Annotated in this window: 13 protein-coding genes; 8 read left to right on the forward strand and 5 right to left on the reverse strand. The window is 48.1% G+C overall.

The features are described from left to right. Positions 1–86: 86 nt before the first annotated feature. Both pyrR and KW844_RS07555 read left to right on the forward strand, forming a co-directional pair. Positions 87–617, forward strand: a complete 531-nt coding sequence (gene pyrR / locus KW844_RS07550) for a bifunctional pyr operon transcriptional regulator/uracil phosphoribosyltransferase PyrR (RefSeq protein ID WP_073080332.1) — start codon at positions 87–89, stop codon at positions 615–617. Positions 618–665: 48 nt separating this feature from the next. After that, positions 666–1,595 (forward strand): aspartate carbamoyltransferase catalytic subunit, encoded by a 930-nt coding sequence (locus KW844_RS07555; RefSeq protein WP_218376110.1) that lies wholly within the window; start codon positions 666–668, stop codon positions 1,593–1,595. Between the two features lie 159 nt (positions 1,596–1,754). Here KW844_RS07555 and KW844_RS07560 read toward each other — a convergent pair whose 3' ends face one another. The 3 genes from KW844_RS07560 to KW844_RS07570 form a co-directional block, all read right to left on the reverse strand. Further along, positions 1,755–5,141, reverse strand: a complete 3,387-nt coding sequence (locus KW844_RS07560; RefSeq protein ID WP_218376111.1) for a SusC/RagA family TonB-linked outer membrane protein — start codon at positions 5,139–5,141, stop codon at positions 1,755–1,757. Positions 5,142–5,162: 21 nt separating this feature from the next. Then, a complete protein-coding gene (locus tag KW844_RS07565) occupies positions 5,163–6,161 on the reverse strand; it encodes a FecR family protein (RefSeq protein WP_218376112.1) in 999 nt (332 codons plus the stop codon). A 71-nt stretch (positions 6,162–6,232) separates the two neighbouring features. Beyond that, positions 6,233–6,775, reverse strand: a complete 543-nt coding sequence (locus KW844_RS07570) for an RNA polymerase sigma-70 factor (RefSeq protein WP_073080325.1) — start codon at positions 6,773–6,775, stop codon at positions 6,233–6,235. A gap of 210 nt (positions 6,776–6,985) precedes the next feature. Between KW844_RS07570 and KW844_RS07575 the strand changes: the two genes are divergently transcribed. From KW844_RS07575 to KW844_RS07595, 6 genes are all read left to right on the forward strand, one after another. Beyond that, positions 6,986–7,501: a hypothetical protein gene (locus tag KW844_RS07575; protein ID WP_255578272.1), complete on the forward strand. Its 516-nt coding sequence runs from the start codon at positions 6,986–6,988 to the stop codon at positions 7,499–7,501. A gap of 145 nt (positions 7,502–7,646) precedes the next feature. Further along, on the forward strand, positions 7,647–7,976 hold the full coding sequence (locus KW844_RS07580) for a DMT family protein (RefSeq protein WP_218376113.1): 330 nt from the start codon (positions 7,647–7,649) through the stop codon (positions 7,974–7,976). A gap of 91 nt (positions 7,977–8,067) precedes the next feature. Next, positions 8,068–10,557, forward strand: coding sequence for a PIG-L family deacetylase (locus tag KW844_RS07585; protein ID WP_218376114.1), 2,490 nt, complete (start codon positions 8,068–8,070; stop codon positions 10,555–10,557). A gap of 6 nt (positions 10,558–10,563) precedes the next feature. Continuing rightward, positions 10,564–10,740: a hypothetical protein gene (locus KW844_RS07590; protein ID WP_218376115.1), complete on the forward strand. Its 177-nt coding sequence runs from the start codon at positions 10,564–10,566 to the stop codon at positions 10,738–10,740. A gap of 88 nt (positions 10,741–10,828) precedes the next feature. Continuing rightward, positions 10,829–10,960, forward strand: coding sequence for a hypothetical protein (locus KW844_RS29060; protein WP_255578273.1), 132 nt, complete (start codon positions 10,829–10,831; stop codon positions 10,958–10,960). Continuing rightward, entirely contained in the window at positions 10,957–12,645 is a 1,689-nt protein-coding gene (locus KW844_RS07595; RefSeq protein ID WP_218376116.1) for a sodium:solute symporter, read from the forward strand. Before KW844_RS29060 ends, KW844_RS07595 begins: the two co-directional genes overlap by 4 nt. An 83-nt stretch (positions 12,646–12,728) precedes the next feature. On the opposite strand, the gene KW844_RS07600 is transcribed toward KW844_RS07595, so the two are convergent. Beyond that, positions 12,729–13,574 carry a DUF2911 domain-containing protein gene (locus tag KW844_RS07600; RefSeq protein WP_218376117.1) on the reverse strand — a complete coding sequence of 282 codons (846 nt, stop codon included), beginning with the start codon at positions 13,572–13,574 and terminating at the stop codon, positions 12,729–12,731. A gap of 26 nt (positions 13,575–13,600) precedes the next feature. Further along, positions 13,601–14,260, reverse strand: coding sequence for a response regulator transcription factor (locus tag KW844_RS07605; protein WP_218376118.1), 660 nt, complete (start codon positions 14,258–14,260; stop codon positions 13,601–13,603). Positions 14,261–14,298: the final 38 nt, after the last annotated feature.

The following is a 14,298-nucleotide window of genomic DNA, read 5'->3' on the forward strand; positions in this document are numbered from 1 at the left end:
AAATTACATCTCCCCGTAAGAATAATTGAAATGCACTTTTTAAGTGCCCCATTAATTGTTATTTTTGGCCCCTAAAACAGCGTGTTTTGAAAACCATACTAAACGGGAAACAATTGTCTATTACGATAGACCGGCTTTGTCACCAGTTGATAGAAAATCATCTGCAATTTGAGCAGACAGTGCTGATAGGGTTGCAGCCGCGCGGAATTTTCCTTTCAGACAGGATTTATAATACCCTCCGCAAACTGCTGCCGGATGCGAAAATACAGTACGGCAAACTGGACATCACCTTTTACCGCGATGACTTTAACAAAGGCAAAGGGTTACATGTTCCCAATGAAACCAGCATCGAATTTTCTATAGAAAACAAAAAAGTAATTCTGATTGATGACGTGTTGTATACAGGCCGTACCATCCGCTCGGCCCTGGATGCAATGCTGGATTTCGGCCGCCCTGCCTCGGTAGAGCTGCTCACGCTGATCGACCGCCGCTTCAGCCGCCAGCTGCCGATCCAGCCTGATTATACCGGCCGGACCATTGATGCATTTATCTCGCAAAAAGTTAAGGTATTGTGGGAAGAGAGAGATGGTAAAGACGAAGTTATTCTGGTTGATTAACAATTCGGATTTTACAATTCAGGTTTCATCCTTTATATTTGCACATTAATGTCACTTTCTGTAAAACACTTACTCGGAATTCGCGATCTGCAGCGTCAGGATATAGAACTCATTTTTCAAACCGCCAGGGAGTTTAAAGAGGTTTTACAAAGACCCATCAAGAAAGTTCCTACGCTCCGCGATACCACTATTGTCAATGTATTTTTCGAGAATTCTACTCGCACAAGAATTTCATTTGAGCTTGCTGAAAAAAGACTCGGCGCAGATACCATCAACTTCTCTGCTTCCGGTTCTTCTGTATCCAAAGGCGAAACGCTGATCGATACCGTCAACAACATCCTGTCTATGAAAGTAGACATGGTGGTGATGCGCCACAGTGCCAGCGGAGCTCCGCATTTCCTTGCTAAACACATCGATGTGCCCATCCTCAACGCAGGCGATGGTATCAACGAACATCCCACACAGGCGCTGCTCGACGCTTTCTCCATCAAGGAAAAACTAGGTAGCATCGAAGGACGCAAAATCGCCATCTGCGGCGATATCATGCATTCCCGTGTAGCCTTGTCCAACATCTACTGCCTGAAAAAACTGGGTGCTGAAGTAACGGTGGTAGGTCCTCCCACACTGATCCCTAAATACCTGGAATCAGCACTGGGCGTAAACGTTACCTATAACATGCGCGAAGCCCTCCAGTGGGCAGACGTCGCCAACGTACTCCGTATTCAGCTCGAACGCCAGAACACCCCGCTGTTCTCAAGTTTAAGAGAATACGCCATCGCTTACGGTATCAATCGCAAGCTGCTCGACAGCCTCCAGAAAGATATCGTGATCATGCATCCAGGGCCAATCAACCGCGGCGTGGAACTGAGCTCCGATGTAGCCGATTCCGGACATTCCATCATTTTGGATCAGGTGGAAAACGGTGTGGCCGTGCGTATGGCAGCACTGTACCTGCTGGCAGGCAAACAGGCATCTTAATCATTCATACACATCAACAACATATCGAAAGGCTGGTATCGGAAGATGCCGGCCTTTTTTTGGCAAAAGCCATTAGCATCTTTTCAACATAGGAAGCCGCAGCCCGCGTGCAGGGCGGAACCAACTCCATGACCCCGAAGGAGTCATTCAAAAAAACAATTAGAAGGAAATGTTCAGCCCCAACGTATACGACCTGAAAAACGGATATACATTCCCGTTATATCCTCCTGCCTGCTCAGGATCATAATATTTAATTTTCATATTATTTGTTTCCCAGAGATCCTGACCAGAGAAATAAATGCGGAGCTGCTTAATGGATAAGTGTTTGAGCACAGCAGGAGGTAGGGAATAGCCCACCTGTAGGTTTTTAAGGCGTATATAGGCTCCGTTCATCACCCAGTGACTGCTCGGATAGGTATTCTGACTGGCGCCTTTGTAAAGCCTTGGAAAGGCAGCATCAGGATTTTCAGGTGTCCAGTAATCCTGGTTGATGCTCCATGGCTCCTGCCAGCCACTGGTAAACGGCAGGTTGTACCGGGGATCCGGCATTACTTTCCGATTGCCCACCCCCTGGAAAAATACGGACAGCTCTATTCCTTTCCAGCTGATGCCGGCATCGAGGCCGTAGGAATACAGCGGATCTGTTGTTCCCAGGTAGATAAGATCGCGGCCGTCAATGACATTATCGCCGTTCTGGTCCTTGTATTTAATGTCGCCGGGCGCCGTTTGCTGGCTCTGCCACGCATGTTGGCGCACCTCTGCATCGCTGTTGAAATAGCCTTCGGCCTGGTAGCCGAAGAGAGAGGAGTAGGCATACCCTGGAACTCCCTGGTTCCAACCTGCCTGCGCATACACGCCCTCGCTTTTCAAAACCTTGTTTTTGTTATAGAGCAAATTGGCATTGATATACCAGTTGAAAGCCTTGGTGGTATTGCTTTTCCAGCCTGCGTTAATTTCCCATCCTTCCGACCGCATCTCGCCTTCGTGATAACTCAATGGCCATGCGCCATTAGCCGAGGAGGTGAGCTTGGGAATCTGCATGTCCCGGTTATAGCGGATAAAGTAATCAGCAGATAAAGTCAGTTGTCCCTTAAAGAGCGCTGCATCCCAGCCAAAGTTGCTGGCAGCAATATTTTCCCAGCCGGTAGGCTGTGGCAGCGGATTATGGAAAACGAAAGGCTGCAGCGCGGTGGAATGATTGAAGGTAAACGTCTGGTAACGCTCATCTGTATTGATGGTATTCCAGCTGTTGACATTACCCAGCTGTCCCCACGACCAGCGCAGCTTAAATTCGTTGAAGAATGGCAGTGCCTCATAAAACCAGGTTTCATTATTGAGTCGCCACCCGGCAGAGAAAGAAGGGAACATCTTCCACTGCGTCACTGAAGAATAGAAGTTAGCTCCCTGGTACAACCTGGCGCCAATGATGTTCGCTTCCAGCAGCAGGCGGTTATCAAAGTTATAATTAAGCTTGCCGAATACAGAGGTAAGTGAGCCGGTGATGGCGAGCTGTCTGCTGTATTGTGGCTCCCCGCTGAAACTAGCGGCGTTGATTTCTCCGGGACTGATATCGTAAGATGCCAGTGTATTTTGTATGGTGTTATAGGTTTCCTGTGTGATGCCACCGAGCAGATGGATACTGTGCTTTTCATGCAGCCTGGTTTCGTAATCGCCCAGCAGTTGCAGGTTACCGCCTTTTGCCTCCATCTTGTTTTTTTGCAGCATATTGTTTTCCTGTACACTGGAAACCACGGCTACACGATTCCAGAGTGGAATAGTCTGCCGGCCGAGGTCATCGCGGAAGGTCTGCTTTTGCGGACTATAAATCAGGCGGAGTGTCAAGCCTTTCACGAGGCTGTCGGCCCGTAAGGTAAATACGGCATCTATATAATTATTCTTTTCCACGCGTTTGCCTCCATCCTGCAATATGGCATATACCGGTGCGCCGCCGTAGGCGTAGTGGTCGGTTTCAGGCACATATACCGGCACATTGCCGGGACCTCTGTAAAGGCCTGCCAGTAAGCCGGAAGGGCCTTCTACGATCTGGGAAGGAGAGTAGGTGTCGCTCTGCGCCACTGACATCCGGGATTCGAGACTGAAATGTTTATTGAAGCGGTTATGCAGACTGAAACGGGCATTGATACGGTTGGTTTTATCCGGGCCTATGGCAAACAGGCCTTGTCGCCCGAAATAGCCCAGTGAGCCAGTAAATTGGTTGGTTTCAGAACCTCCTTTCACGGACAGATTATAGTTCTGTACCGCCGTTTTATTTTTTGTTAATAAAGCCAGCTGGTTGTAGTTGTAATAGTATTTGTAGTAATCGGGGTTATTATAATCGATCATGTATTTATTACCCTGCTGTAACAGCTCAATTTCAGCGGGCTGCCAGGGTTGGGGGAGTCCGGCATTGGAAGCGGCTGTATTTTCCATGGTGGCATCTGTGGCAGAGGATAGTCGCTGCGGCAGCCGTATGGGCTTTTCAAAGCCGCCAAGGGTGTTAAAATCGACCGACAGTTTACCCGGCTTACCGGTACGGGTGGTTACCAGGACTACGCCGCCGGCGCCTCTGGCGCCGTAGATAGCAGCAGCGGCTGCATCTTTCAGGATACTCACTGATTCGATATCATCCGGATTGAGGACGGACAAGGTGCCCGGTACGCCATCCACTATCACAGGGGCATTGCTGCTACCACCGGTTACGCCGCGTACCTGTACATTAAAACCTTCTTTACCAGGCTGGCCATTGCTGCGCGTTACCACGAGGCCGGTGGCGGTGCCCTGGAGTGCCGCCATCACATTAGGTACCGGCCTGCTTTTGAGACGGTTGCCTTCTACCTGTGAAATGGCGCCGGTGATATTAGCGCGTTTTTGCAGGCCGTAACCCAGTACTACCAGTTCGTTTAGCTTTTTAAGGTCGGGTTGTAGGATGATGTTGATCGCGTGTCTGTCGCGCACCGTAATTTCTTTTGTCTGAAACCCGATCAGGGAAACGAGCAGGGTGGCTTGTCCGGAGGCCAGGTCCACGCTGAAGTTACCGTCTTCTTTGCTGGCGGTACCGTTCTGGGTACCGCTTTCGCGGATGGAAACGCCGCTCAGTGGCTGCATCCCATCAGTAATAATGCCTGCTACATTCCACTTGCCGTTATTGGTCGGGCCGGTGTTGCCCGGTACCAGCGCGGGGTTGTTGGCGTTGCCGGCAGGTATGACTACGATCTGGCCATCTCTAATTTCGAAAGAGTAGCGGGAGGGAGGAAAGAGCAGTGGCAGTACGGTATTTAAAGGTGCTTTGTTCACCTTAATGGTGACGCCTCTTCTGTTTTCCAGCTCATCGGAGGAAATAGCGAAGGTATATTTGGTTTGTTTTTCTATATCGCGTAACACCGCTTTAAGGCTGGCGTTGCGATATTGGAGGGTGACATTTCTGGGAACGGAGTTTTGAGCCACTGTGTTTACAGCGGCAAATACCAGGATAACAACGAAGAAAAGTGCAGACGACCGGCCTAACCTGGTAACTGAGCGTAGCGCCTGAGAAAAAGTTTGCTGCATAAGCAGAAATCTGCAGGGCTATTAGTAAAATTCTACCAGGTTATTCTCGTGTTTAATGTTGATCTGTAATGCTTTTCTGATGATGTCGAGCACCTCATCCAGCGGCAGGTCACGGAAAGTGGCCAGCAGTCTGGCATCCGCCAGCTTTGGATCTTTGATATCCACCTGTACATGGTAATAATCCTGCAGTGCTGCCGCTACTTCACTGAGCGGACTTTCGTCAAAAACGAGGCAGCGGGTTTTCCAGGCCAGGATATTAGTAGATTTCTTGTGTTCGGTGGTATGAATATTATCACTGTTGCGTTGGAGACTGGCTTCCAGTCCGGGCGTCAGGATCACATTCTTATCAGCATGTTTATAGGCAGCGCTCACCTTTCCGGTTTGCACAAATACTTTCACGTTGTTGTCGGCCGATTTTACATTGAAGGAAGTACCCAGCACGCGGATGGCTACATCGGGCGCATCGACGGTGAAAGGTTGTGATTCCTGCTGTGCTACGTCGAAGAAGGCTTCACCTTTCGCAATAGTAACGTTGCGGCTGGTTTTGCCGAAATCACGCGGTACTTTCACTACGGTGTTTGCATTCAGATATACCGTGGAACCATCTGTCAGCTTCACGCTGTCGATCTGCTGATGGGTGGCGTAGGTTTTATATTTGCCTGGGCCAAGGTACACCATTGATACGGCGATAGCGGCCACAGCAGCGGCTGCCCACCAGTATCGTACCGGCATTTTCCTGACCTTCGGTGTGGCTGCCGGTGCAGCTTTTATTTCTTTTATTTCAGCCGGCATTACCGGAAGCATGTCTACGGCGTCGCTAAATCTCGACCATTGTCCCTGGGTGTCAAAGGCGGATGCGGCAGGGAGAGGATCTCCATTCCACATATCCCTCATGTCCAGGAAGATGTCGAGGTTAGCCGGGTCCTGCTGTATCCAGTCATTAAGCAGGCGTTTGCTCTGCTCATTCTCCGGATGCTCCAGGTAACGGATCACTATATCTATGTCGGTTTTGCTATTCATGGCTTCTTATTAGTAATACAACCAGGGGAGTCTATACCATTAGTCAGTTTGAAAAAAAAATTCGGCGCGGGTTATTGTTTATTAATGAGTACCACCCTAAGCTTTTTGAGAGCGGTGGTCAGATGGGCATATACGGTATTAATAGATATGTCCAGTTGTTCCGAAATTTCTGTAGGGGACAGCCCTTTGAACCGGCTCATTTCAAATACCCGTCTACACTGGTCTGGTAATTTTTCGAGCGCATAGCGGTATTGGGCTTCCAGTTCTTTATGTTCCAGGAGCTGGTGTGTGGTTTCCGCTGGTGTGGCTGTATGCATTTGTTCTTTGGTGTAGGCTTCCTTCCGCTGTTCTTTTTTTATGCTGTTCAGACAGGTGTTTACGGTAGCCCTGGCCAGATAGTGCTGGATGGGGGCCCGTTCGTCCAGGTTTTCCGCATTCTTCCACAAGTTGAGGAACACATCTTGTACCATATCATTGGCAGTATCCTCATCTTTTACATATCGCACCGCTATATTATACATAGAGGGGGCGAACTGTTTAAAGACAGCCTCAAATACATCTTTGTTCCTTATCCTGATGCCTTTTACTATTTCTTCATTACTCAGTTGCAACATGCGCTGATCTTTTGTTTCCGCCGATGCGAAGATAGACGATTATATCTTTTTTTTCACTTTAACATTTTCTTCACTAATGGTAAGTGATGTTTCGGGTGTATTGTTATTATACGGCCACCAACAAGAGTGCAAATAAGCAAAAACCATGCACAATCAATTGGATGCCAATAAGAGTCATCATTATTTTAACCATATCAAAATTGTAATGCCATGAAAAAAACAATGACAGGAATGTTCGCATTAGCCGCAATGGTTCTCGGAATGACTGCTTTCAACAGCACCGCCGCAACACCGGTAAAAGGAGCTGATAGTATTGCTGTAATTTCAGCTGATTCATTGGCAGGCGCAGACACCGCAGCTATTCGTACCGGCGTAATCGTTAGCCTCGATTCCATCGCAGGCCGTATCGATTCCATCGCAGGTCTGGATTCGCTCAAAAGCGTAGACAGCCTCAAAGGTACCGATTCATTGCGCGCAGTAGAAGCCGGATCAATTACCGGTAAAATTAGTCCTGCGGACGGAGCAACTGAAGTAGAAGCGGTAAATGGTGCCGATAAACTGAAAGCTGCTGTTTCTCAGGGTACATTTACCATCCCTGGCGCCAAAGCAGGAGCTTATACCATCACCGTGGTAGGTAAAGCACCTTACAAAAATGCAGAGGTAAAAGATGTTAAAGTAGAAGATGGTAAAGTAACCGATATCGGTGAAATTAAACTGGAACAATAATTAATAAAAATACTAGCAACCAACAACACACTCATCCTAACAGAGAACCCTATTGGTTTGATCCACGAGGCTATTTCATTCTTGAAATGGCCTCTTTTCTTTTAAGCAGTTTATCTGGTATATTCGCAATTCGAAAAGAAAACTCATGCGCACCATCATACTGCTCATTATCTCGAACTCCTTTATGACCTACGCCTGGTACGGTCACCTGAAACAAACCGAAACCGCTCTGTGGAAAGTGATCCTGCTCAGCTGGGGGATCGCATTTTTCGAATACTGTTTTATGGTGCCGGCAAACCGTTTGGGCTACCAGGAAGGATTTAGCGGCTTTCAGCTCAAAACCATCCAGGAGGTCATTACCCTCTCCATCTTTGCCATTTTCGCTGTATTTATTCTTAAGGAACCCCTGCGATGGAATTACCTCATATCCTTCCTGTTCCTTGTTGGCGCCGTTTATTTTATGTTTAAGAAATAATTTATTTATAAAACCTGCCGTTCAACCCATTTCACTTTGAGCGCCTGGATTAATCACTATTTTTGAAGCTCTGTAAACCTTCTGACCGTACATGATTCAAAGAATCTATACCGCTCTGGCCCTGTTGCTGTTGTTAACAGCGGGGCCGAGAGCTTTCAGCCAGCCAACACCAGTATGGAATGCCGCCGACATCAAATTACAGTTAAAAAAACTGGATACCCTCGGTAGCGTCCTTTATCTTGCCGCTCATCCGGATGATGAAAACACCAGGCTGCTGGGCTACCTGGCTAAGGAAAAACTTTATCGGACCGGCTATCTGTCGCTCACCCGCGGTGATGGTGGCCAAAATCTGGTGGGTAACGAACAAAGTGAACTACTGGGCCTGATCCGCACCCAGGAGCTGCTGGCCGCACGCCGAATTGATGGCGCCGAGCAGTTCTTTACCCGTGCACAGGATTTCGGGTTCTCTAAAAATCCCACAGAAACCTTTTCCATCTGGAATACAGAAAAAATTACCAAAGATGTAGTATGGATCATCCGTAAGTTCCAGCCAGATGTAATCATCTGCCGCTTCCCTGCGGATTCCCGCGCCGGACATGGCCACCACACTGCCTCCGCCATGCTCGCTGCTAAGGCATATGAACTGGCAGCCGATCCTAAATATGCGCCAGAACAATTTGCAAAAGGAGTGAAACCATGGCAGGCAAAGCGTTTGCTCTGGAATACTTTCAACTTTGGCTCCAATAATACTATCGCCGATGATCAGTTTAAAATTGATGTGGGCGTCTTTAACCCATTGCTAGGTAAGGGTTTTGGGGAGATAGCATCCGAATCGCGTTCCCAGCACAAAAGTCAGGGCTTTGGTGTACCAGCAGGCCGTGGCAGCTCCTATGAATACTTCGCGACCATTAAAGGCAATACCCCCACCAGTTCGCTGCTGGATGGTGTAAACCAGTCCTGGTCCCGTATTGATGGCGGTAAAGCCATCGGTGAAATGGTTGACAAGGTGATCGCCGCTTATAACATGGAAAACCCGGCAGCCTCCGTTCCGGCGCTGCTCAACATCCGGAAAGCCATACAGGCACTGCCCGACGGCTACTGGCGCAACCTCAAACTGAAGGAAACCGAGCAACTCATATTTGCCTGCGCCGGCATCTGGGCAGAAGCCTACAGCACCGCTAATACCGTGGTACCAGGTTATAAAATGAATACTACCGTGCAGCTGATCAACAGAGGCAATATACCGGTGACCATTAAAAACATAGACCTGCCAGGCCTTCGCAATGCCACCAGCGCTCAAACGCTGGAGTACAACAAGCTCACCACTTTCAGCAACCCGGTTACGGTACCGGAAAACACACCGTTTTCCCAGCCTTACTGGTTGTCGGAACCCCACCCGCTGGGCACTTACACCATTACCGATCCTTTATTAGTAGGTAACCCGGAAAATATTCCGGCGCTGCAGGCTACCATTGACTTGACAATTGGCGGAGCTGACTTTACCATCTCCCGACCTTTACAATATAAATATACAGACCCCGTAAAAGGAGAACTCTACGAACCCGTAGTGGTAGCCCCTCCGGTGGTAGGCAATCTTACCAACCAGGTGTTTATTTTCACCGGCAATACCGCACAGCCGGTAACAGTGAAATTACAGGCAATGGCCGATGGCGTGAAAGGTAATATCTCCCTGAAACTCCCTGCAGGCTTTGTAAGTAAACCAGCTTCCCTTCCTTATGACTTCAATCAGAAAGGTGATGAGCAGGAGTTTACTTTCTCCCTGCTGCCAGTAAAAACAGGTGGTAGCAACCACGTAGATACTTTTGAAGTACAAATGGCCACTAACGGTAAAGTATATACGGAAGGAATCCAGCATATCCGATATGATCATATTCCGGTGATTACCCTGTTTCCGCCGGCACAGGCGCGACTGGTAACAGTGGACCTGAAACATAACGGCAATAACCTGGGATATATTCCCGGCGCAGGAGATATGGTGGCCGCTTCGCTGCGACAGGTGGGGTATAACGTAACCGAACTGACAGAAAAAGATATCATGTACGGCGACCTGTCACGCTACGACGCCATCATTTCCGGAGTGAGAGCCTATAATACCAACTCACGCATGAAGTACTGGCAGGGTAAGCTGATGGATTATGTAAAAAATGGCGGTACTTATTTGGTGCAGTATAACGTAAATTCGCCGCTGGTGATGAATAATATGGGGCCATATCCTTTCAGCCTGTCACGCGACAGGGTAACGGAAGAAGATGCTGCCGTAAAAATTCTGAATCCTTCGGACCCGGTACTGCATTATCCGAATAATATCTCTGCCAGCGATTTCAACGGCTGGGTGCAGGAAATCGGACTATATTACACTGCCGGTGCCGATAAGTCATATGATAAATTATTTGCCATGAACGATAAAGGGGAGTCGCCACTGGATGGTTCCACCCTGGTTACCAGTTATGGTAAAGGTAGATATGTGTACACTTCCCTTTCCTTCTTCCGGCAGTTGCCGGCAGGTGTTCCGGGAGCATACCGCATATTTGTGAATCTGATATCTGCAAAAAAGGGGTAAAAGTACATGAGTGAAAAAAACGTAAAGGCCAAACGTCCACGGCTCCGTATTGCAGCGGTGATGTGTATTCTGCTCGGACTCTTTATCGGGTTTGAAATAAAGAGAATCCATATCGGTCTGCTGATTGGTATAGGGCTGGGGTTGCTCACGGGAGCGATGTGGAGTAAGAGTCACCACGATTAAATAGACTTTTGACAGCCGGGATGGGGCTGGGCTGAAAGCCCGGTGCCATCCCGGAACAAAAATAATGAACCTGTAATTCCGCTGTTCCATGCAAGATAAACACCTGCAGGAAGAGAAGCCACCGTTATTTCCAACCTGGAACTACTGGTATATCCTGGTAGTTGCCTGGCTGGCACTGCTGATTATTCTCTTCTATTGCTTCACCAAAACATTTTCATGAGTTCATTAGACTGGATCGTGCTGGTAGCTACCTTGTCCGTCATCATACTGTATGGTGTATGGAAAAGTCGTGGCAAACAGAGTATGGAAAGCTATTTCCTGGGCAATCAATCTATGCCCTGGTACATTGTTTTATTATCAATTATCGGTACACAGGCGAGTGCCATTACCTTTATATCCACGCCTGGCCAGGCGTATACCGACGGGATGCGCTTTGTGCAGTATTACTTCGGACTCCCGTTGGCGATGGTAGTGCTGTGTATCACCTTCGTGCCTATATTTCACAGACTAAAAGTTTATACGGCCTACGAATTTCTGGAACAGCGTTTTGATTTGAAAACCCGTACGCTAACGGCAGCATTGTTCCTGGTGCAGCGTGGTTTGTCTACCGGTATCAGCATTTGCGCTCCCAGTATTATCCTTTCTTCCTTGCTTGGCTGGAACCTATACTGGACCAACCTGATCATGGGTGGGCTGCTCATTATCTATACCGTGGCGGGCGGCACCAGGGCGGTATCCTATACACAAACATTGCAGCTGCTGGTCATCTTTGCGGGTATGTTTCTGGCTGGTTGGATGGTGGTACATCTGCTACCGGAAAATATTGGTATGAAGGAAGCGTTACAGGTTTCCGGAAAGATGAATAAGCTGAATGTAATCGTTACCGACTTTGACTGGAAAGACAAGTACAATATATGGAGCGGGCTAATAGGTGGCTTCTTCCTTGCACTGAGCTATTTCGGTACCGATCAGTCGCAGGTGGGCAGGTACCTGACTGCTAAATCCGTGAAGGAAAGCAGGCTGGGATTGCTCATTAACGGCCTGGTAAAAGTGCCAATGCAGTTTCTGATTCTGCTGATTGGCGCACTGGTATTTGTGTTTTACCTGTATTTCAGGGCGCCGTTATTTTTCAATGAAGCACAGCTGGCCCGTGTACACAAAACGGAGCACGGAGCCGCATTGACGCAGCTGGAAAATGAATTCAATTCCCTTAGCACCACTAAGCAACAGCAGGTAAAAGAGCTGGCGGTGGCGCTGGACAAGGGGGAGCAGACGGAAATTGCGACGGCACAGCAAGCCTTGCAGGCAACGGAAGATAAGGCCCAACATGTACGCGCAGAGGCGGTAACACTGATTAAAAACGCCGATCCGGCAGGAGATGCCAATGATACGAATTATATATTCCTGCATTTTGTGGTAAACAGTTTGCCTAAAGGACTTGTTGGTTTACTGATCGCGATTATCTTTCTGGCTGCATGGGGAAGTATTGCGGCGGCACTCAACTCGCTCGCCTCTACAACGGTGGTTGATGTATACAAGCGATTGTATAAGGGGGAGGAGTCGCCGGAGAAATACGTACGCATGTCCAGGATATGGACCCTGATATGGGGCATATTCTGTATTGCGGTAGCGCAGTTTGCGAGTGGCCTGGGTAGTTTGATAGAGGTGGTAAACGTGCTGGGGTCCTGGTTTTACGGTACTACCCTGGGTATATTCCTCGTAGCTTTTTACCTGAAAAAGGTAGGAGGGACGGCTACTTTTACGGCAGCTATTATTGCACAGATTGTGGTGCTTATATTATTCTGGATGGAGGTGGTATCCTTCCTCTGGCTGAATGCGATTGGCTGCATGCTCGTACTGGCGTTAGCGTTAGTGCTGCAGCCGTTTATGAAAAAGACAGCTTAAACTGCTTTGCTTCCTGCGAAGACCACCAATAAAAAAGAGACGCAATTTATTTTGCGTCTCTTTCCTTTTTATAGCTTGTTAGCCTATTTCAGTTTTGCCAGCAGCTTCTCGTTGAGAGCTACATAGTCAGCGCTTTCAGCTTTTTTAGCCAGTTCCAGTGATTGTTGAGCGGCAGCTTTTGCCACGGCGTTATCTTTCACGAGGGAGTGGATACGAGCTTTGTGGTAGATCACCCAGAAAGCATCTGGTTGCTGTGCGGCAGCCTGGTCGATGTAGGATACTGCTTTCTTCAGGTCCTTATTCATGTCAGCATAGTACATAGCTGCCTGGAAGTAAGGTTTTTTGTCGGTCTGCATGGCAGCCTCGATCTGTCCCTGGATCTGACCGTCGATGTTGGCGGCGATAGCTACAGGTACGCTGAATTTATCCCAGCTGATCACCAGGTCCATTGATTTGTACTGGATGTTCTGGAAATCGATGGAGAAGGTTTGCTGGGAAGCACCGTTACGTTTAGGCGTAACAGTTACGCGTGCTACGTCGTCTTCCTGTTTGTAGTCTGCTGGTTTGGTGATGTTCAGGTTTTTGCTGAGGATCACGGTCCAGGATTGTTTACCAGGGATGGTCACGAGGCCATATTTGCCGGCAGCAACTGCTTTACCGCCAAAGGTTACATCTTCACCGAAAGTGATGGTAGTAGCGCTGTTAGCACCGGTTCTCCATACTTTATCGTAAGGCACCAGGTCGCCCAGAATGGTACGGCCATTGATGTTTGGACGGGAGTAGTTCAGTTCTACGCTGGAGAGAGCGAATTGTTGTTTGATAGTCTGGCTGGGGCTTGGCGCAGGTACTTTTACCTGGGCGAAAGCTGATCCTGCGTACAGTACGATTGCGCAGCCGGTGGCTACCGCAAGTGTTTTGATCGTTTTCATATTATATGTTGAGAATATTGGTGGCATTATTCGATCAGGCCGTTTCTGAAGGCATAGAGTACGATTCCGACGCTGTTTTTTACGTTCAGTTTTTCCAGTAGTTTCTGGCGGATACCTTCAACGGTACGTGGGCTGAGGAAGATTTTCTCTGATATTTCCTGCGTGGTTTGTTCGTTGCAGATCAGTTTGAGTACTTCCATTTCCCGATCGTTGAGCTGCACTTCATTTTTAAGTGTTGGCTTGATATGCTGCTTGGTTTTATGCAATACTTTTTTGAGCAGCGCAAGGTTTACATTCTCGTTGAAATAAAAACCTTTATCGTAGGTGGTACAGATGGCTTCGTAGATTTCTTCCGGCTCGGCATTTTTGAGCAGGTAGGCGTTGGCGCCGTTTTCTACCAGGTGTACGATGAAGTTGTCATCTTCGTACATGGTGAGGATAATGACTTTAACATCCGGGTATTTGGCTTTCACTTTTACGGTAGCTTCAATACCGTCGAGGTTGGGCATTTTTAGATCCATCAGGATAACGTCGGGCTGTTGTTTTTCCATGATATCCAGCAAATGCTGGCCATCATCAGCCTCGAATATTACACTGATATTTTCATACGGGATAAGCGTGTTAATGACTCCACTGCGGAAGATCTTATGATCGTCGGCAATCGCCACTTTTATATGGTGTGTCATCTGGAGGACAGTTTATAGAGAATTACATTATTATTCGA

The sequence above is a fragment of the Chitinophaga sp. sic0106 genome, assembly GCF_019219075.1.
Taxonomy (GTDB): domain Bacteria; phylum Bacteroidota; class Bacteroidia; order Chitinophagales; family Chitinophagaceae; genus Chitinophaga.